Here is an 18,829-nt window from a genome sequence, read left to right on the forward strand (position 1 = left end):
ATACAATTTTTATTATATTTTTTACTATTGATCAGCTCAAAGGCAGTATTAGATTTTTCATCATCAGGATTAGAAAACAGCTTAAGCTACTTTTTAATAGCTGCGTTTTTTTATGCCATACTGAAATTAAAGACACATAGGTACTTCTACCTCACAACCAGTATTATTCTTAGTAGTATGTTTTTAACTAGAATGGATCTGATTGTTATATTTTTACCTTTGGCAGTTTTTCTGTACTTCTATCAAGCCCATAAAGATAAAGCGTTAAAGAAATCTCTGCTCCAAGGGTTCTTAGGGTTTTTACCCGTTATACTATGGAGTCTGTTCGCAGTTTATTACTATGGCTCTTTTTTTGCAAATTCTGTTATTGCTAAAACAAACACTGGACTACCACTTACCGTATTGCAAAGTAATGGATTCAATTTTTTATATGCAAACTTGTTATATGAACCCTTTACACTAATATTCATTCTATGCATATTCAGTACTTTTATTTTATCGAAAAACACCCTTAATAAAATTTTAGCAATAGGTATCGGACTGTATTTATTATATCTTATCAATGTTGGCGGAGATTATATGTATGGTCGATTCTTAACCGCACCCTTTGTAACCGGGTTATTTTTACTTGCTAAAAATACTTCTCAATTAAATCAAGTAATGTTAAAAGCATTATTTGCTATTGCTATACCTCTAAGTCTATTTAATCTCTATCAATATACATTTAAGAATCCAAACGAATTTATGGTTAACAATATAGGATTTACTGATGAGCGTGCTTTTTATTATCAAACTACTGGTTTCTGGCCTACTATTTTAGATAAAAATATCTCTATAGCAGATCACTTTTCAGAAACTATCATGCTGTTTGATAAAGAAAAAGCAGATAACGAACCTGTTATATTATATACCATGGGATTTAACGGCTATATAACTAGTCAATTATTTCCCGACACATACATCATTGATCGATTAGGACTAACAAACTCGTACTTAGCCGCACACCCTATTAATTACGGTTATTGGCGTATAGGCCATTTTCGTAGAGAACCTAATATAGAATATATAAATAGCATTAAAAATCAGCGTAACCTTATCACATCCCCTAATGATAGCTACGTTTTTGATCAAGCCGTACTACTCTCTCAAGCACCACTAAATGATAGACGACGTCTAAAAGCTATTATTAACTGGCACAATGGCAAAACCTTTGAAGTAGCTAGACAAGCATTTACGAAGTATCCGCACCATCTGTTGCTAAACGATTCACAAGCTTACTATAAAAACTATTGGTATCCTTATCAGTTAAATCAGTAGGTCAAATAAACATCTAGCTCTATACCACTATCACTGTCTTCCCCTTTTATTTAAAGGGGTTGCTTAACGCATAATCTTGACAGATAGATTTCTCAGTATATTGCTCACAGTAGCTTGCAATAATAGAGTTTACATCCTCATTATATCGTCCTTTATTATTAGGAATAGCATTATTAAGATTATCATATAAGCTGATAGCGACATCCTTATCGTCTAACAAATATCTAATAGCAACTCTTTGATATTGGTTCTTAAACCGTTCTGTAGGCAGCAAATAACTATCGGCAATCTTATTATATTTCATTGCCAACTCAAGATTATCTTTAAAAACTATGTATGTGAGCGATAAGCTATTGTATATCCCCGCTACTTGCAGAGGAGTTAAATTAATATCTGAGTGTGATAGAGCATTTCGTGGGTTGTTTGCAGTTTGGTAAAACTTTGGCATAATCTCTACTATACCTTGTAAATAATCAAAGCTTTCAGGATTTTTGACTGCTAATAGTGCATTTGCGTAAATAATTTGCACACCTGCCTCTAAGCCCTCTTCTTGATTTTCTATCAGTCGTGCTTCGTCAATTATTTTTTGATATTGCCCTGCTGAATATAGTCCTTGGTAGTAGCTATAACGAACCATATTATGATCAGGATAAGTCTGATACATCCAATGCCATAATGTAAGATCGGACTTCCAAAAAGGCAAGATGTTATGTACAGATATAGAGGCGAGACCAAGCCAAAAAGCTATAAATACAGATAGTATTCCTGTTTTTATTTGAGGACGCAATACGGTTATTCTTGCCATAAATTTCTCGTATGGCAGCGCCACAACGGCTAAAGCTACAAAGGCAAGTCCTAATGTCATGAAGCGATCATGAAATAAATTATCATTTACCGTAAGGGGTATGATATGTAGCACCGGAAAAATAGCCAGCAGAGCACAAACACCTAACCAGGCGACGGCACTATTTTTAATAAACGCTTGATATATGCAAAAGACAAACATTAATAATGACACTATAATCTTAAAGGTGACAAATACAGAGGGCGCAACAAAACTATCCATAGGATGTAATGGCGCAACGGCATAAAAAGGCAATATAGCCTCAAATACGTAGGCACTTAGAGCATGAAGCGGTACTTTATGATCTATGATTACATTCTGAACATAACTTGCACTCATGGTACTATGATAAATCTGCTGTACTGAATAGACCCTAAGTAGAATATAAATCAAAAAACTACCTGTAAAACTGAGTATTAAGTCCCACTCCCCGCGTATAAACGCTACTATATTTTCAATAAAATTACTATTGATACTACGCATTAGGCTTAAACACACTAATATTAATGGTAACACCACCCCTAGCTCTTTACTCGCCAACGCCATCAAAAAGCATATATTTAGCAGAGTTATTTTTAATACTCGGCTGCTTATAGGCTGCAAATAAACCAAACAAGCTAGGAGTGTAGAACAAGTAACGAGTAAATCAAAACGTCCAGACACCCATGCGGTAGTTTCAATTAACGCTGGATGTACTGCATATAAAAGCGCCGCAATACTTGCACATAAAGTCACATTTTTCTTGTTCAGTTGAGTAAATAACTTAAGTCCTATAGCATATAATAGAATGATATTTAACAAATAAATAAATATATTAATACCGTGGGAAACAACTGTGTTTTGACCAAAATAATGGAACTCAGTAAACCAGGTCAAGAAAACTAGAGGTCTGAAATAGCTAGTACCAGGAAGTACTGGCTGCGACAGCATGTGCCAATTAAGCGCTGGCTTTAATAACTCAATATTGTGAATAAAAAGTAGGCTATCATCCCATACATAGCCAAAAGACAATGCTGGATAATACAGTATAATAGCAAAAGCTAAGATCAGTATTAAAGGTAGTACCTTCCTTGTCATTGGCGTCCGAATCATAATATTCTCATAAAAAATAAGACCATAAAAATGGTCTTATTTAAGTTTAACTGGTTAGCAAATATATTATTTAGTTTTTACAAGCATTAGGACGATATTTAGTCACAAGAGTGCCATTAGATTTACAATCCCATGTTGAACCACCATCAGTAGTTGCAAAAAACAGAGTTTGGCCTGATGCATTACCAGTGGTCATAGTAGTAATTACGGTACCAGTCGGATACGTACCACCAATCGCAGAGGTGACAGTAGAGTAATTGCCACTGATAGTCGCATTAAGCTGACCAGCAGTTGCTGCAGTACCATTAGCAACTAGAGCAGGCCATGCTGCTTTTTCTGCGCCATACTCAGCCAATGGTGCTTTTAGTCCGCCGCCTAAAGTCACAGCTTCAGAAACTTGTGAGCGTGTGATGTAGTCTTGGTATGCAGGAATAGCGATCGCAGCTAGAATACCAATAATAGCAACAACGATCATTAGTTCGATTAAGGTAAAACCTTTTTGAGCAGTGTTCATATGAACTCCTTTGGGGTATATAAAGATAAGTAGCTGTTGTTGATACTGTGGCGTTTTATCTTTAGGAAAGTAATGTATTTTTTCTCTTACTATAAACGTTGCATTTATTATGCCAATCCATTAATCAGCATAATTTTTCTTATTTATTAGATATCTGAGTCACGAATTTTACTAATAGACAGCTTTTGTCTTTGGAATCAGAAATTTTGGTAACTAATGTTACGCCATTAATGCTGAAAATTGTCAGTATATCCATTCTTGGTAGGGAAAGGTAATGGAATTTGACAATTTTCGTCAAATTATTAACATATTCATCCAATTAATAGTATTTAGTCCATTCATCGCCAGTACCACAGACGTTACGTCGACATTTAATACCTTGATAATTTAGAGTTAAAATACCATCATTAATAATTTGGCTATTCGCCTTAGGGGTAGCAGTAATGATCCATTTACTCGTCAGAGTATTGTCTGGTGGCGTTAAAGGAATAGGGTTGATAGTGACATCATATAACTGGGTGCCCTGCCTTGGATAGGCGATCGCAAAATCTGTTTTGACACCTGCACTAATGACACTATAACTACCTTGCGCCAACTTGCGACTCTCAATCTCGGAAGCTATATTTTGCATGTCACTCATCATATCGGTACGTTTGGTTTTGATGACATATTGTTGGTAGCTTGGATAAGCAATCGCTGCTAATACACCGATAATTGCGACGACGATCATCACCTCGATCAAGGTGAAACCACGCTGATGAGAGGAGAATTGTCTAGCCGTGAAAGCCAGTTTTGGTTGCTTTGGTTGCATCGTATAACTACTCATATAAGCGCTCATTACCACATCTCCTTACCAGTACCACAGTCATTAGATGCCGTAGTAATCGTCCTATCCTTACTCTTACATTTTACCGCGGTACTCGAGGTCATCATGATATTGGCGCTCGAGCTTTCGAGTGAAGCGCTTGGCTCAGCAAGCATACGCCACGCGTTGCCAGCGGTAGAATAAGCGCTACTCGTCGGTACGAGACTGTTATCAGTGCTAATATCGACCAGACTAATCTTGTAGCGATAGTTTGCACTAGTCGATCCATTGGGTACATAGATGGTTTTGTTATCCGCCGCATCATAGGCGTAACTGATGTCACCGTTGCTTGCTACCTTCCTAGGCGTAAAACCTTTATAAGTCAAGGCAGTGGCGCGCCAGCGGTTGAGCTCCAGCTCCAACTGCTGCATACGTGCTTGTGCCTGTGACTCGGCATTGCGTACCACATACTGTCGATACGAGGGTATGGCAATTGCCGCTAGGATAGCGACAATCACCACCACCACCATCAGCTCGATGAGCGTGAAGCCTGACGCTTGCTTAGATATTTTAATATGCATGCTATGCCTCATCAGTCTACTTCATACCATGTTTTTGGCTGTAAGGAAAAACGCTCATTAAATATCAACTCAGGGGCGCTACCGCTGCCGATAATCTCATCTGCTGAGCCTAAGCCCTGTGCTTCATTTATCGGGCTATAGGCGTCTTTGCTAATATCCGATCCGAAGTCCACCCGATCTGTCGCACGCTCTGCCAGTGTACGAGTTCCGATGAGCAAACGCTGGTTCGACAGTGTCGAGCTACGTGGTCCTAGGGTAAGCTCTTGTAGCCCTTTACCTGCTCTGACAAAGCCGCCGGTACCATTTTTGGACTTGGGATCGGTACAGATACCGTATGGTAGGCAGTATAGCTGACGCTCTGAACCGCCGACGATCTTGGCTGAGCAAGAGTTCGTTGAGCCATAGCTCATATCTGGGTTGTATGTTGTAGTATATAAGAAGCTATCGATGACTTGTGATTTACCAATACCTTTGGTATAGCGTACATTGCCATAGCCATCGAATCGAGTCAGCGGATAATACCAACCTTGCTTTGTACCCTGACGCATCAGCTCACTTACTACGTTTTTCTGCGCTAGTGTATATCCTGTTGTATTAAGAGTGCCTATGGTACCCGGCAGCTCGACCAGATTACTGGCAGCGGTATTATTAGCGGATAAGTCTAATATCCTCTGACCGCCCGCAGCAGCCGATGTCGTAGTAAAGTTGCTTGCATAGAGGAAGTTATCCGCTTTGGTCACATCAGTATCCATAATACCGTATAGTCTATCGGACTTACTCAGATCACGTATCTTAGAGAGTGGTGAGCTTCGATCGCCTGAAATGACATTAACGAGCGCAAATAAACTACTACTCTGAGAGTTACGATGGAAGCTCACCACTGGACGCTCATAAAAGCGATGATTGAATTTGGTATCGGTACCCGTATAAGCGCCACTGAGTATACGCGTCACTCGCGTATTAGCAAATGCGGTCGTCGTCGTTGGTGTCCCCACTGGTGAACCAATGGCGCTTGGCGTCTTGAACCCTGCGTTGGTAAAGTCAGCACGGAACAGCTGACCGCCTAAATCGGCAAAGTATATATGATCCATAAATCCATCATTATCGCGATCAAGCGTGGTAACACCTGCGACGACACTGTTTGTCATCGTACTGATTGTCGTTGATGGAGAGCCATTACTAGATGCTGACCATATCAGGTCACCTGTGATAGCGTTGACGATGTATACGTCATTACCTTTTACATTAGTCTTACCTGAGCAAGTACCTAAACTGGTATCGGTCACGCCAACTTGGAATTTCTCATATTCATAACACGTGTCATAACCACCGCCGAACACTAGGACATCAGTGCCAGTGTCAGTACTGGTTCTTTTGATCTTTGCCTTGGTAGGCTTAGACCATATCTGACCCATACGGCTAAATCCTGCCTTAGCTGGCGTGATCGTGAACATCATGCTTGGGCTGGTTCTAGTCGTCAGGTCAAGACCATATAAAGCCTCGCCACCCATACGCAGACCACCATAAGCATAGAGACCTTTATTACCATCCGTCGCAATATTCACAGTGTTATTGGTTAAATCGTATTTATAGTCGGCACTGACTAACCAAGGTGCATCGATACCGAAGTTGGGCGAGCCTATCTGCGCTTTGGTTGAATCATCAACTAACGCGAGAGATTTGTTCTTATCTATGAGCATCTCTCTAGGGATGACGACGAAATCTTCTTTTCCGCCATCTCCGCCAGCACTATAATTATCAGCATCTACGAGATGCAGACCACCTTCGCTCGAGCCAAATAAGACATAATCATCACGCGTCGCCGTGACCTTACCATCATCATCTAACGTGGCGGAATACGATACCGCAGCTGGCGTTGAGTGAATGGTTGCCCCAACCACCCTAATTTCTTCAGTTGCATTAGCAGTTGTGAGAGTCATATCTTTGACCGCTGTATTCGGCAGATTATTGAATCCTAATAAGTTCAACAGTCGTTTTAAAGTGATTTCGTCAAAGGTAGCCGTATCGCTAAATGAGGTAGTGGTCAATGCTGCATTATCTACTACGACTTTGCCCGAGGCATTCACCCCAAACCTTCGTAGTACTGGCGTCGTACCGTTCAAATCTTCGACATATAGGGTTCGGATCGATGTTACACCAGTGTTTGGGGTGTTCAGTAGCGCATAGAAGCCACCCGACTTCACTTCATTATTGGCACCGCCATAGTCCTTGTCTGACCATAAATCCTGAGTGCTTGGATTTAGATCTCCGGCTACATTACTAAATAGCTTTGAGTTGCTCTTGCCATAGAGCGTGCCTTCATTTAGGAGGTATTTTTTCATATTACCATCCCAAATGACTGAGTTACCTGCCACATCGGCTTGCAAGGTTGGATAGTAGGCAACCGCGAGTTGGCTGTCCGCACGATACGGATCGTCAGGGATAATGATAGTGCCTGAGGGCGTAGAAGGAAGATTCTGATTTAAGCCACTGATAAAGCTAGTAATACTCTTAACGATATCATCTGTGGACTGCGCTGAGTAGAAGCCGCCCTCTCCAAAGCCGCCAACCCCTGGCAGATCAGGATGTGCTTTTTCACCCCAGTTACAGGCATTTTTCGCATCAATGTCCGAGATCCTTGCACAATTATAAAAGTCACGGTTGGCAGTGATACCAGTCTTGGGGTTGGTATAAGGTAAGTTGACGATATCTGATGCATTGACATTAAACACTGAGCCAAAGCCCACGACTGCGGTATATATCTCACGATTCGTACCTAGCGGATTGAGCGCTGGATCACGTAAGGCTTTGGCAAATGCACCTACTTGTGGCATACCATGATTATTTTCACTACCATTAGGAAGCGTTACAGAGGGTATGCTAAATGAGCTGGCCCCTAAAGCTAATTGCATTACATAGTTAGGATTTGGAGAACTGTTAGGATTGCCATCGGTTAAGAAGTAGATACCACGTCCATCACAAGATGAGGGTGATGACAGGGGACTATTATAACGGCCACCGCTTTTTGAGGTGTAAACCGAATCGTTATAACCACTATAAGTAGAACCAGAGGTATTAGTACCTAACATATAAGCGCCTACTTCTGCATAGGCATTGGCGGTTGGCGTACCCTTATCACCAGTTAATTTAGCGATCTCTGTCTTGATTAAGTTACGCTGTGCATTGTTAACTAAAGCTGCCGGTACCAGTATCTTACCGGTACTTCCATCAGCTACTTTATCAGTATTACTACTATTGCTTTGAGTAGAGTACTGACCAATACCTATCGCTACTTTATTAGGATCTAATAGACTACTATCCAGCAGTGTAAAAATAGCATCTTTTAAACGTGTTAAACGATCATAGTACTTAGTAGAGGTATAATAGTACTTGTTGTTAGAACCAGAGGTGACAAAGCTATACTCACTACCTAAGGAAGGATTAGCCACTGCTGTTGGACATATATTATTAATATCATAACTACTGCTACCAGAGCCATCGCTAGGCCCGCAGCGATACCATTTACCCTCAGGAGATAAACGATAATAGTATCTCTTGCTGTTGTTTAGCTCACAGTATCTTTTAGTATAGCTAGTCGTGGTAGTAGAAGGTTGAGTGTCGACACTGACTTGGTTATTTGAAACACCTGAAGGCAAGTCACAGGCATCTTTAGTGACATTCGCTGCCATACTACCCGAAGTATCGAGCATCATGGTGATCGTAGTCTTACCGCCTTCAGCCGCTTTATAGATCTCTAAGTCGCCGATCTTTTTGCCCGCGACATCGGCTTGCGCGACAGGCAAGATCATCATCGATGCCATGACCACGACCAGATACTTGAGCGGTAATACCTTGCTATCGCGAGCTGGCGATACATTATTGAGTCGTTTCATGACATCTATCCTTTTCTGTAAGTAATAAAATGAGTAGCGAGACTAAGGGATTGCTAATACGCATCCTGTTTGTTCACCTCTACCGAATGGGATACATTCTTTAGCAGAAGATAGGTTTGCTACGTCTGCTTGCTCATATAACATTTTACTTGGTGTTTTGGCTGCTAACATACATTCATTCAATGAGTTTTTGGTCGCTTCTGTGTTTGCTTTGATACTGGTTTTAGCGAAACAAGATCCTACACTATCTTTTGGCTCGCTATAAGCCGGTAATGCCGAGCTTGCTCTAATATCAAACTTGAACTTTTTGCTGGTTCTATCTTCGATTTCCTTGCCGAGTACCACATGACCGAATCTTTCGGCGTTGGGATCTGGAGGGGTGATTGAGACGCTCATCTGCGTCATTACAGTCTGTCTGGCACTGGTATAATCGCCTGCTTCAGTATAATCACATACGCCTTTATTTAGACTGTTCCAATAGCCACCTGGTGACGCATCCACTCCAGCTGATGCTGGAGTTGGCGGTGTTTTGACAGTAGCGTTTTTGGTCAAATACTTAACGGTGCGCGGATTAAAGCAGTAGATGAACTCGTGATTTTTATTATTATCGTCTAGTATGAAATGACCAAACACCCCTGCCGAGCTCACGACATCTTTATAAGCGACAGACGTCGGGCTGCTGTTGACCATCATCTCGAGCTTTTGATTAGCACTATCAGATGACTGTAACAGCACGGTATTGATTTGATCGCTCGTCGCAAGCTTCAGATCGGTGTTGCTTTGTCTGACTGCGATAGCCCCTGCTAGCGTGATAAGCACTAAGAATAATAGCACCACTATCAGTGTCGCACCCTGCTCAGTGCTGCGGTATGCCGTATTTATACTGCTACCGTACTTGTTTGAACTTGATGGATCATAGCGGCCTATCATGATTAGTCTCCCTACCGAATATTATGAGCTAGTACTTAGGTTGACGACACGAGCATTACGCAGTAACGTCGTGGTTTCATAAGTATTTCGCACTTTCTTTTTGCTAGTCGTATCCGCTTTTAGCGTATTGTCAGCGGGCGCTTGACCCAACAAGGCAAATGCTGATTGCTCAGCATTACCTGATATAGGTGTACTGCCATGAACAATCAGACCGATTTTTACCGCTGTTATAGCAGGTTTATCGGTCGTTATAGCAAGATAAGCACTGCTAGGCAAAAACAGCATTTGACCTACATTAGCGCCCGTCGTCTGCTGGGTACCCAATAACACCTTGAACTGATCGACATTGGTGACGAACTCCTGCCCCGCTTGACCAAAGTTACGTGCATCAGTTGCTGGCGTCACCGTCGTTATACCTGCTGCACTTACACGTCCTGCATCACAAGCGAGTACCAATTTCTTAATATCACCAGTACTGGTATCACCGGTTACCTGACGCAAAAAATAACGCTCGATAACGTTGTCATTGACGGCGACCACCGATCCTTCGCAATCCGTAATAGGATTGCCAGTAATATTGATGTATTGAATAGTCAATTGGTCGCTTGCGGTATTGGTATTAGAGATACCCGACCAACCATTGGTGCCACTGGTGCTATCTCCAGCACGTCGTGTCAGATAGCCTGTATTAGTATAAGCGGGAATACCGATATTAGCGCCTGTCAGCACGATTCCGCCTTTATTGGTAGTACTCGTGATACTGGTCTGAGGGTTGCCCAAATTTGTTAGACGCAGGTTTTTTTCTAACTGTTGCAATCCGAATACGCTAGCATCTTGTAACTCACTACCACTTGCCTGAATACTACTGGTCTTCACGTTGGTGATATATACCTGTATGACCGCTGCAGATATAATAAGTCCCAATACTAAAGAGATCATGAGCTCTATAAGGGTAAACCCTGCCTGAGGATAGTGGTGCTGCTTTTGGTTATACGATAACATCAGTATGCCTCCATAATAAAGCACTCTGCGCCGTTCTTATAAGTCCCATTCGCATTGGCACAAGCCTTGGCTTCAGAGTCGCTTATAGTGGTTGTGGTATCTCCCCAACTGGCGACGAAGCACTGACGCTCTTGCTTGCCTGTCGTATCAGGGCAACCGTTCGACAATAGACCTATAGAGATATCATTGTCAGCAGCAAAAGACTTAAGGAGTAAGCCGTCTCGTGTTGCGAGCTGGTTGAGCGAACAGCCATCCGCGGCTACCGGTTCAGTGACGGCATTTACGGTACAGCTAGCTTTGGTAATAGCTTTGCCACCGACGGTTACTGTGTCCGTAGAACCATTTATCGCCGTTTTAAAATCGGCAATACCATTCGGATTGTTACGCATATTCTCCGCGCCACCTCTCATGATAGTCAGAGCTCGGGTGCGCATCATACTCTCATCAGTGGCTTTTATCGCTGACATTTGCATAGCGGTAAAGCCTAATACTGCCACTGCTAAAAGCAGTAAAGCCACTAACACTTCTACTAGACCGACACCGCGCTGTGAGCTAAATGTATTCATGGACAGGTCCCTTGTAACGTATTCGTAATACCACCAATGGCGCTAACTGCAATTTGTCTAGGGCTGACAGCCGTATTGCTATCGCATATGGTATAAGTAACTGCGGCAGCGGTTTTGCTAGGTTTAAAAACAATCGAATTTGTGGCAGGTTTGATGGTGCTCTTGGCGTCATATTGATAGCTAGCGATGACCTTTGGGGTAGTATCTGTCACCGTAATAGTGCCCTCAGCAGTGCCATTATTATTATAGACCACGGTCATGTTTTGACGACGAAGCACGCTTTCTACTTTGGCCTCTTTTAATGCATTAACCAACGTAGAAGTTGTCGACTTTACGCGCTGATTGGCAAGCTGGGTACTGATATTAGGGGCTGCGATACCGACAATAATAGCAAGCACGGCAATCGTTACCATCAGCTCAATCAGCGTAAATCCTGAGCTGGTCATTCGTAATTTTTGTGCTACTTTATTTGTAGATGCGTTCACATCAAACCCCTATCTATAGCTGTCACTATCTTTGATAAATGCTAGGTCTGTCATAGTAATAATTACCGTACCTAGCCCTTCTAAAATCTATTCTCAGCTTATTATTTTTTTAACTATATCCATTAAAACACATGCAATTTTTGTTCCAATAGAAACAATCGTCATACAGTAACGATACTTTTGTCCAATGTATTTTTTGATTTAAGCGTTTAAAACGTGAATCGGAGTTATGGCATTTTATTTAAACGATAAAAATCGAAATATGTAGGTAAAATGTGTCAATAATATAACGTTAAGGCAACATATTAGCAACATAATAGTTATTATAAATGAATAGAAGTAATTTTTGATAGGAACAGATTTTACAATTGACTGCCGTGCGCTAACGCATAGGCTGATAGATGATATTGATGAGAGTTCTTAGAATGAATGACCGATAAGCCGGTAGATTGACCGCTTAAAGCATGACCTAATGCTTGTAGGCTCGCACCGGTAGTCGCGACATCATCAAATAATAATAAGCGTTTAACCGGAGGACTTTCGCTTAAAGCAAAGGCATTTTCTAAGTTGGTTAAGCGCTCGGCACGTGTCAGCCCTTGTTGACTGATAGTATTATCTATACGTTCTACGCCTTGCCAAAGTGGAATGTGCCAATGCTTAGACAATTGCGCGGCTAAAATACTGACAGGGTCAAAACCTCGTTTAACTAAACGTTGCTCTGTCGTTGGCATCGCAACAATGACACTATTATCCTGATGACAGCCGTGCGGCCTAGGCAATTGACGCAATACATGTAGCAATAACGGTAACTTGGTCATATCTTCATGATGCTTAAAAGCACGAATAGCTTGGCGTATTGGATGATCGTAATAGGTCGCTGCTTGAATAGAGAGAACAGTGCCCGCAGCGATATCAACCTCGAAAGGTTTGGGTAGCCATGCGATACTTTGATGGCAATGTGAGCAAAGCAAGCCGCTATTAAAACGGTTATTAACTTGCTGGCGCAGTTTGGCAAAAAATGAATGCTTATTTGGCGGACTTGGTGAGGAATGATTTTGTATGTGTTGTGATTGCGGTGTACTACGATAAATACGGCATAACTGGCAGCGTATGTCTCCATACTCTGCCAGCCATAGTCCGCTTTGATAAGGCGCTAAATGGCGCATCGGACGATGCCTATAGACGCGCTTATATTAGAAACCTTTCCAATCGTTAAGCATGATACCAAAACCAATAGAGGTGTTTTCATGATTATAATCAATAATAGACTCGCCATAACCTTGGAATAGCTGTACATAGGCATTGACGTTTTTGCTTAATGGGTAGACATAGTCGACTTGCGCTGCGCCTTTATTGGTGCTTGGGTTATAGCGCAAGGTACCGCTGATACTCTGTTGCGCAGGCAAGTCATATAAGAATTTGATATCACCATAACCCATGTAATCCTCGATATCTGGATTGTCTTCACTGCTAGAGCTCTCGTTATTAACGCGGGCCCATAGACGCGGTATAACCGACAGCTTACCCCACTCTGCCCCTGCCATGAGATACGCACGATTCCACGAGCGTGATAAGGGGTCATCTTGCCCATTAGAGTGGTGAATTGCCCCTGCGCCCAACATGCGTAAACGACCACCAAAAGGCAAGTCGGCTGATACTGGCTGAGTCAAAAATATCTCAGGCTGATAGTCGGTCGCGCGAAATGGTCGCGAGTTGTCTTCATTATAAACTTGCCAATGCGACTCTTGGGTATAACCGAACCATAAATCCGCACTGGTATCGAACAAATCTTCCATTACTTTGGTCTTTAAAGACAGCTGGAACTTTAGCTCAGTGTTGCGCGTGTCGTTAGACGTTAAAGGCTCTGCAGGTTGCGACGGTGTATTTGGGCCTAAATTGGGATCAAAGGTATAAAATATCGGTAGTATATAGGTCGGTCGGTACGGTCTAGCCGTCCACTTCCCGCGCTCACTGTTTTTATCCAAATCATAAGATAAACTTAGTGGGGTGAATTTTTCGATGTCCGTTTGGGTGACCCCCACGCTTTCTAATACCTCCGCTTCCCTTTGCGTCAGTCCAACGGTGTCTAAGGTTTCTGTGTCCGCAGGCTGACTGTCTGCCGCCCCATTGGCTGCCGCATTGGCATTCGTCATGACGGTGCTATTTTCTTCTACAAGGACAACTTGTGGATTACCGGCAAGCGTGCTTTGAAAGGTTTTTGCCAAATCTACTGGCTGCTTAGTGGTGGTATAGCTTGGCTTTTTGCCTTCTTCCGCCACTTTATCAAAGCAGGCCAAACGGGCAGCACTGGTCTGAACTTGGGTACATTCATAAAACAATCGTGCTTGCTGCGCGACGAAATCTTTGCTTATGACTTTATCGCTTTGCGCGGCTGCATTCAAATTTACGACGCGCTTATTGACACTTTTTGAGGACTTATCCAATTCAGCCTCAAATGCGATATCCTCTACAGGCAAATCCTCATAAATTTCACCGCCATTTGCCGCATGGCCTTGCAGCGTAAAACAAGTAAGCGCCATACCGACCGCTATCGTTAAATAGCGTTTAGGCATCTGAGAACTGGTGTTTTTTCGCGCTTTAATAAAGGGCAAAGAGGTGCGCTGCGGAGTAATATGGGAAAGCATAAGTGTCCTTTATCTAACTGACATCATCGTCAGCAGAGTATATGAGATAATTAATATAACCATTAGCGTTAACGCTAAAATAGAATAAGAACTAAAAGAAAATCAATAAATTGGGACATAAAAGGCAGCCATTACGTAAGGTAATGCTCTTTCGGCAATGTTGCTTTATTGTAATGAAAATATGTGTACTATACTAGCGTTATCGCTGCATAATACCAGTATAAATAATAAGCTAAATAAGAATAAGTGCCGCGAAACCAAGACTTTAGCGCATAAACTAAACAGGCTGTTTAATAAAAGTAAAAAAGCCAACGCCCTATTATTAAAGGACGTTGGCTTTTTTCTATTAAGAATAAAGAAAGACTTATCTAAATGGCGTTATTGGTTTAGTGCCGCTAAGGTTTGTTCAAACTCTGAGCGACCAATCTCACCAACTTGCTGATTGGTCAATTGACCATCTTGATAATAGAGCAAGGCTGGCGGACCAAATAATTTATAACGCGCTAAGATAGCTTTGGAATCATCTGTGGTTTCTGTGATATCAAGTCGTACCAACTGCCAATCTTGCATCTGCGCGGGACGATTATGAAATAAATTCTTGTCCATAATCCGGCATTCAACACACCAGTCGGCGGTCAAATCGACAATAACTTTGGGGTTGGCGGCGATAATCGTATCGAGCTCGGCAAGGGTGGTGATATGTTCGTCTGTCGCATTATTATTGGCCAGTGGCTGACCTGACGTCGTTTGCATCATCGGCGCGGCGCTCAATGACGCCAGCGGATGTAAGCTATCGTCATTGCCTAATGCGGCGCCAATAATTAAACAAGCTGCCCAAATACCAGCAATCAATCCTAGTGCTTGGGTCAGCATACGACCTTTACCCAACCAGCTCCACGCCCACATTGCCACGACCATAAACCATAGTGCCCATACCATTAGCATCACAGGTGAGATAAAGACACGCTCAATCAATAACAGTGCAACGGCAAAGAGTAATAAGGCAAAACCTTGCTTAACCCAGTTCATCCACTCGCCAGCTTTAGGCATGATTTTACCTTGGGTGGCACCGATTAAGATAAGCGGCGCTGATAAACCAAAACCCAGCATGAATAAGGCGGCAAACCCAAGTAGCGGACTACCAATCGTCGATACTGCCAGTAGCGCACCAAATAATGGCGCAGAAACACACGGCGATACTACTAAAGCAGATAAGAAACCGGCGATTAAACTACCGCCCGTACTACCAAGTTTACTATCCCCCGCTTGGCTTAAGCCTTGCATTTTACGGCTAATAAAACTTGGCAGACGAATGCTAAATACACCTAGCATATATAACGCCAGTAGGACAAAAACAATGGCAAAGCTAATCAAGATAATAGGGTTTTGCAGCCAACCGATAATACCTAAGGATTCGCCAAACACAGCGATGACCGCACCCAAAATACCATAAGCCGTTGCGACACCAATAGCATAACTGCTGGTCAAAATAACACCGCGTTTCACCGTTGGGTTATCTTCGCGAGCAACGATATTGGCAACAATCGGTAGCATCGGCAACACGCATGGTGTCAATGCCAAACCTAACCCTGCCAAAAATAATAATACTAATGCTAACCACGGATGAGAAGCCAAACCAAAAGGATCGCTATCGACCGCATTATTGCCAGTCACTGTATTTTTGTCTGTTGCAGCAGCATTATTTATTGCAGCGCCATTGTCTGCAGCCTCACTTGTGACATTGCCACCTACCACCTGTTCATCGGCACCTGAAATGGTATTGCTAGCACCAAGCTCTGCATCCAAAGCCTCATCATCTAGCAAGGCATAATCAACCACTTCATCATCTGACGGGTTTTGCTCTACAGCAGCGTTATTAGCCTCAGTTGCACTTGTAGATAACTGAGCACTGTCTGCAACGCTATCATTCGTTGTAGAATTTGTAGCGGAAGTGCTGGCGCTATTTGCGGCAGGCTGTGGCGTTGCTGCAGCAATATTAACCGTGGTGTTGATTTTTTCAGGTGGATAGCATAGTCCAGCTTTGGCGCAGCCTTGCCAACCAATCGTCACAGCGGCATTATCCAAGCTCTTGCCATTACTATTGGTCAAAATGGTGCTGGCAACCATATTGGTTTGATCAAATACCGGTACGCGCCCGAAAGTTGGATCATCGATTGAAATTGGCTTTTGGCTAAAGGTAAAAGGCGCAGCAGTAACGCCCGCTGGCAGGGTCAGTTTAATTTTGTCTTTATAAACATAATGCTCAGGCGTAATGTCAAAATTAATCGCTAAGCGCGTGCCATTAGCGGCAGGTTTGCTACTAGTGCTGACCTGAAAAGCTTGATCAACTGACAAAAACTTCGGTTGGGCAGCGCTTTTATTACCGAATAAATCACCCAGTCCTGCCGCTTGCGTGGACATGGAGGTCGCGCTCACTCCAGTAGCAACTAGCGCAGTCAGCCCCGTCGGTAAAAGACCGGTAAATAACGAGCCACTGGCGATAGTAAATGCTAAGAGATACGACTTTTTGGAAGCACGAATCGTGGTTTGCGATGAAGTTTTTTCTGCTGTCTTAATGGACATGAAACGCTACCTATTGATGACTAATATGCTATGTATTACCTATGCTTGCTTGAATTGAAGCGCTATCTATTTACGTGATTATTTGCTTACGGGATTATTTATTTACGTACCGTAGCAATATTTACCGTGGTTTTGATTTTCTCTGGCGGATAGCACAAACCAGCTTTAGAGCAGCCTTGCCAGCCAATGATAACCGGTACATTTTTGGCGCCTTTGCCATTATTGGTGGTCAGCGTGGTGGTTGCGACCATATTTTTTTGCGTAAAGACAGGCACTTTACCAAAGGTTGGATCATCAATAGACACTGGCGACTGATTGAAGCTAAACGGCGTGGCACTGATGCCCTTAGGAAAACTGACAGTAAGCTTGTCTTTATAAACGTAATGCCCGGGCGTGATATCAAAAGTAATCGATAACTGCGTACCTTTAGAGGTCGCTTTGGTTACACTGCCCACTTGAAAGGCTTTATCAACCGGCAAAAACTTCGATTGCGCCGCATTATTATTGCCAAACAGCTCACCTAGACCTGCTGCTTGCGCGCTCATCGACGTCATTGATAATCCTGTCAGCAATGCGCTGCTCATAAGAGCAAATGCCAGTAAGTGAGGTTTTCGAGAAACGCGTGTATTAATAACAGTTGCTGTTTTTATAGACATAAATAATTACCTTTGATGACGGATTTTAATGATCGCTTGTTATAACCGCTTGCAATAAGCGCTGATTAAACCCTGACTGTTTTGGCGATAGTATAAATATCAGAGCATACAGTAACGATATTGCTGCTTATAATCTGTACTGATACTTATTTTAGTTTTAATAAAAAATATCAACCAATAAAGCCTTATTGGTTGATATTTAGAGAGTATTGATACGGTCTTAACCTATAAAAACTCAATTATTAGCGAATAACTGACGGCTTATTTCTAATAATGCTTCCGGTTAGCCTTATAACTGAGCATAAATATCCGCATCCTGCCCTTCACCGCCCTGCTGCCCATCTGCACCCAACGAAAATAGATCATAAGGTCGACCTTCACTACCCGGCGCTACATACTGCATCTCATTTTCCCAACCATCGGTCGGATAACCACCTTTGATATAACCACCATCAGGATAGTTTTTCGCATCGGCGGGCGGCGTGGTCAATGCTTCTAGACCTTGGGCAGTGGTTGGATAACGTGAATTATCAACCTTGTACATATCAAGGGCATTGGATACCGTAGCAAGCGCCGTTTCAGTGGTTTTGACGCGAGCCTTATCACTTTGCCCGACCACTTTTGGCACCACCAAGCCTGCAAGGATAGCCAAAATCACAATCACCACCATAATCTCAATGAGAGTAAACCCAGACTGGCTACTGCGCATTGGCTGATGGCCGCGCACCGTGGTTTTGCTATCATCATTCATAATAGCGACAGGTGTTTGAGCATTATCAATAACAGTCTGCGGCATCATATTTACTTGGTTTTTTTTAGTCATAATCATCGCTTTTATCGTCACAGTTATATAAGTGGTCAGGAGCGCTCAGGTAATATTAGCGTGGTCTTAATGAATATTGAATCGATTATCACT

Annotated in this window: 15 protein-coding genes; 1 reads left to right on the forward strand and 14 read right to left on the reverse strand. The window is 42.5% G+C overall.

Going from position 1 to position 18,829, the window contains the following annotated elements; all coding sequences use genetic code 11:
* Positions 1-1,317: hypothetical protein (locus JMX50_RS08000; protein WP_201629146.1), on the forward strand; the 1,317-nt coding region annotated here is incomplete at its 5' end.
* Positions 1,318-1,363: 46 nt separating this feature from the next.
* Here the strand turns inward: JMX50_RS08000 and JMX50_RS08005 are convergent.
* The 14 genes from JMX50_RS08005 to gspG all read right to left on the reverse strand — a co-directional run bounded on the left by JMX50_RS08005 (position 1,364) and on the right by gspG (position 18,664).
* Positions 1,364-3,253 (reverse strand): hypothetical protein, encoded by a 1,890-nt coding sequence (locus tag JMX50_RS08005; RefSeq protein WP_201629147.1) that lies wholly within the window; start codon positions 3,251-3,253, stop codon positions 1,364-1,366.
* A 70-nt stretch (positions 3,254-3,323) separates the two neighbouring features.
* Positions 3,324-3,767: a pilin gene (locus JMX50_RS08010; RefSeq protein ID WP_201629148.1), complete on the reverse strand. Its 444-nt coding sequence runs from the start codon at positions 3,765-3,767 to the stop codon at positions 3,324-3,326.
* 319 nt (positions 3,768-4,086) lie between these two features.
* The gene (locus JMX50_RS08015; protein ID WP_201629287.1) at positions 4,087-4,578 is read right to left on the reverse strand and encodes a type IV pilin protein; all 492 of its coding nucleotides are present in this window, start codon (positions 4,576-4,578) and stop codon (positions 4,087-4,089) included.
* A 26-nt stretch (positions 4,579-4,604) separates the two neighbouring features.
* The gene (locus JMX50_RS08020; RefSeq protein ID WP_201629149.1) at positions 4,605-5,153 is read right to left on the reverse strand and encodes a type IV pilin protein; all 549 of its coding nucleotides are present in this window, start codon (positions 5,151-5,153) and stop codon (positions 4,605-4,607) included.
* 11 nt (positions 5,154-5,164) lie between these two features.
* Complete coding sequence (locus JMX50_RS08025; protein WP_201629150.1) at positions 5,165-9,046, reverse strand: pilus assembly protein PilY; 3,882 nt, start codon at positions 9,044-9,046, stop codon at positions 5,165-5,167.
* 42 nt (positions 9,047-9,088) lie between these two features.
* On the reverse strand, positions 9,089-9,976 hold the full coding sequence (locus JMX50_RS08030; RefSeq protein WP_201629151.1) for a pilus assembly protein PilX: 888 nt from the start codon (positions 9,974-9,976) through the stop codon (positions 9,089-9,091).
* A gap of 21 nt (positions 9,977-9,997) precedes the next feature.
* Positions 9,998-10,978: a PilW family protein gene (locus JMX50_RS08035; RefSeq protein WP_201629152.1), complete on the reverse strand. Its 981-nt coding sequence runs from the start codon at positions 10,976-10,978 to the stop codon at positions 9,998-10,000.
* Positions 10,978-11,544: a type IV pilus modification protein PilV gene (gene pilV / locus JMX50_RS08040; RefSeq protein WP_201629153.1), complete on the reverse strand. Its 567-nt coding sequence runs from the start codon at positions 11,542-11,544 to the stop codon at positions 10,978-10,980. Before pilV ends, JMX50_RS08035 begins: the two co-directional genes overlap by 1 nt.
* Positions 11,541-12,029, reverse strand: coding sequence for a Tfp pilus assembly protein FimT/FimU (locus JMX50_RS08045; RefSeq protein ID WP_227670976.1), 489 nt, complete (start codon positions 12,027-12,029; stop codon positions 11,541-11,543). Before JMX50_RS08045 ends, pilV begins: the two co-directional genes overlap by 4 nt.
* Positions 12,030-12,391: 362 nt before the next feature.
* On the reverse strand, positions 12,392-13,195 hold the full coding sequence (locus tag JMX50_RS08050) for a ComF family protein (RefSeq protein ID WP_201629154.1): 804 nt from the start codon (positions 13,193-13,195) through the stop codon (positions 12,392-12,394).
* Positions 13,196-13,222: 27 nt separating this feature from the next.
* The gene (locus JMX50_RS08055) at positions 13,223-14,674 is read right to left on the reverse strand and encodes a phospholipase A (protein ID WP_201629155.1); all 1,452 of its coding nucleotides are present in this window, start codon (positions 14,672-14,674) and stop codon (positions 13,223-13,225) included.
* Between the two features lie 378 nt (positions 14,675-15,052).
* Positions 15,053-17,257 carry a protein-disulfide reductase DsbD gene (gene dsbD / locus JMX50_RS08060; RefSeq protein ID WP_201629156.1) on the reverse strand — a complete coding sequence of 735 codons (2,205 nt, stop codon included), beginning with the start codon at positions 17,255-17,257 and terminating at the stop codon, positions 15,053-15,055.
* 98 nt (positions 17,258-17,355) lie between these two features.
* A complete protein-coding gene (locus tag JMX50_RS08065; RefSeq protein ID WP_201629157.1) occupies positions 17,356-17,913 on the reverse strand; it encodes a protein-disulfide reductase DsbD N-terminal domain-containing protein in 558 nt (185 codons plus the stop codon).
* A gap of 289 nt (positions 17,914-18,202) precedes the next feature.
* Entirely contained in the window at positions 18,203-18,664 is a 462-nt protein-coding gene (gene gspG / locus JMX50_RS08070; protein ID WP_201629289.1) for a type II secretion system major pseudopilin GspG, read from the reverse strand.
* Positions 18,665-18,829 lie beyond the last annotated feature (165 nt).

It is taken from the genome of Psychrobacter maritimus, from assembly GCF_904846345.1.
Lineage (GTDB): Bacteria > Pseudomonadota > Gammaproteobacteria > Pseudomonadales > Moraxellaceae > Psychrobacter > Psychrobacter maritimus.

Excerpts from the sequence above, each read along its gene's own strand:
- JMX50_RS08030 (WP_201629151.1), bottom strand. The coding sequence starts at position 9,976 with ATGATAGGCCGCTATGATCCATCAAGTTCAAACAAGTACGGTAGCAGT.
- gspG (WP_201629289.1), bottom strand. The coding sequence starts at position 18,664 with ATGAATGATGATAGCAAAACCACGGTGCGCGGCCATCAGCCAATGCGC.
- JMX50_RS08035 (WP_201629152.1), bottom strand. The coding sequence starts at position 10,978 with ATGTTATCGTATAACCAAAAGCAGCACCACTATCCTCAGGCAGGGTTT.
- JMX50_RS08010 (WP_201629148.1), bottom strand. The coding sequence starts at position 3,767 with ATGAACACTGCTCAAAAAGGTTTTACCTTAATCGAACTAATGATCGTT.
- pilV (WP_201629153.1), bottom strand. The coding sequence starts at position 11,544 with ATGAATACATTTAGCTCACAGCGCGGTGTCGGTCTAGTAGAAGTGTTA.
- JMX50_RS08065 (WP_201629157.1), bottom strand. The coding sequence starts at position 17,913 with ATGTCTATAAAAACAGCAACTGTTATTAATACACGCGTTTCTCGAAAA.
- JMX50_RS08055 (WP_201629155.1), bottom strand. The coding sequence starts at position 14,674 with ATGCTTTCCCATATTACTCCGCAGCGCACCTCTTTGCCCTTTATTAAA.
- JMX50_RS08050 (WP_201629154.1), bottom strand. The coding sequence starts at position 13,195 with ATGCGCCATTTAGCGCCTTATCAAAGCGGACTATGGCTGGCAGAGTAT.
- JMX50_RS08005 (WP_201629147.1), bottom strand. The coding sequence starts at position 3,253 with ATGATTCGGACGCCAATGACAAGGAAGGTACTACCTTTAATACTGATC.
- JMX50_RS08015 (WP_201629287.1), bottom strand. The coding sequence starts at position 4,578 with ATGCAACCAAAGCAACCAAAACTGGCTTTCACGGCTAGACAATTCTCC.
- dsbD (WP_201629156.1), bottom strand. The coding sequence starts at position 17,257 with ATGTCCATTAAGACAGCAGAAAAAACTTCATCGCAAACCACGATTCGT.
- JMX50_RS08025 (WP_201629150.1), bottom strand. The coding sequence starts at position 9,046 with ATGAAACGACTCAATAATGTATCGCCAGCTCGCGATAGCAAGGTATTA.
- JMX50_RS08020 (WP_201629149.1), bottom strand. The coding sequence starts at position 5,153 with ATGCATATTAAAATATCTAAGCAAGCGTCAGGCTTCACGCTCATCGAG.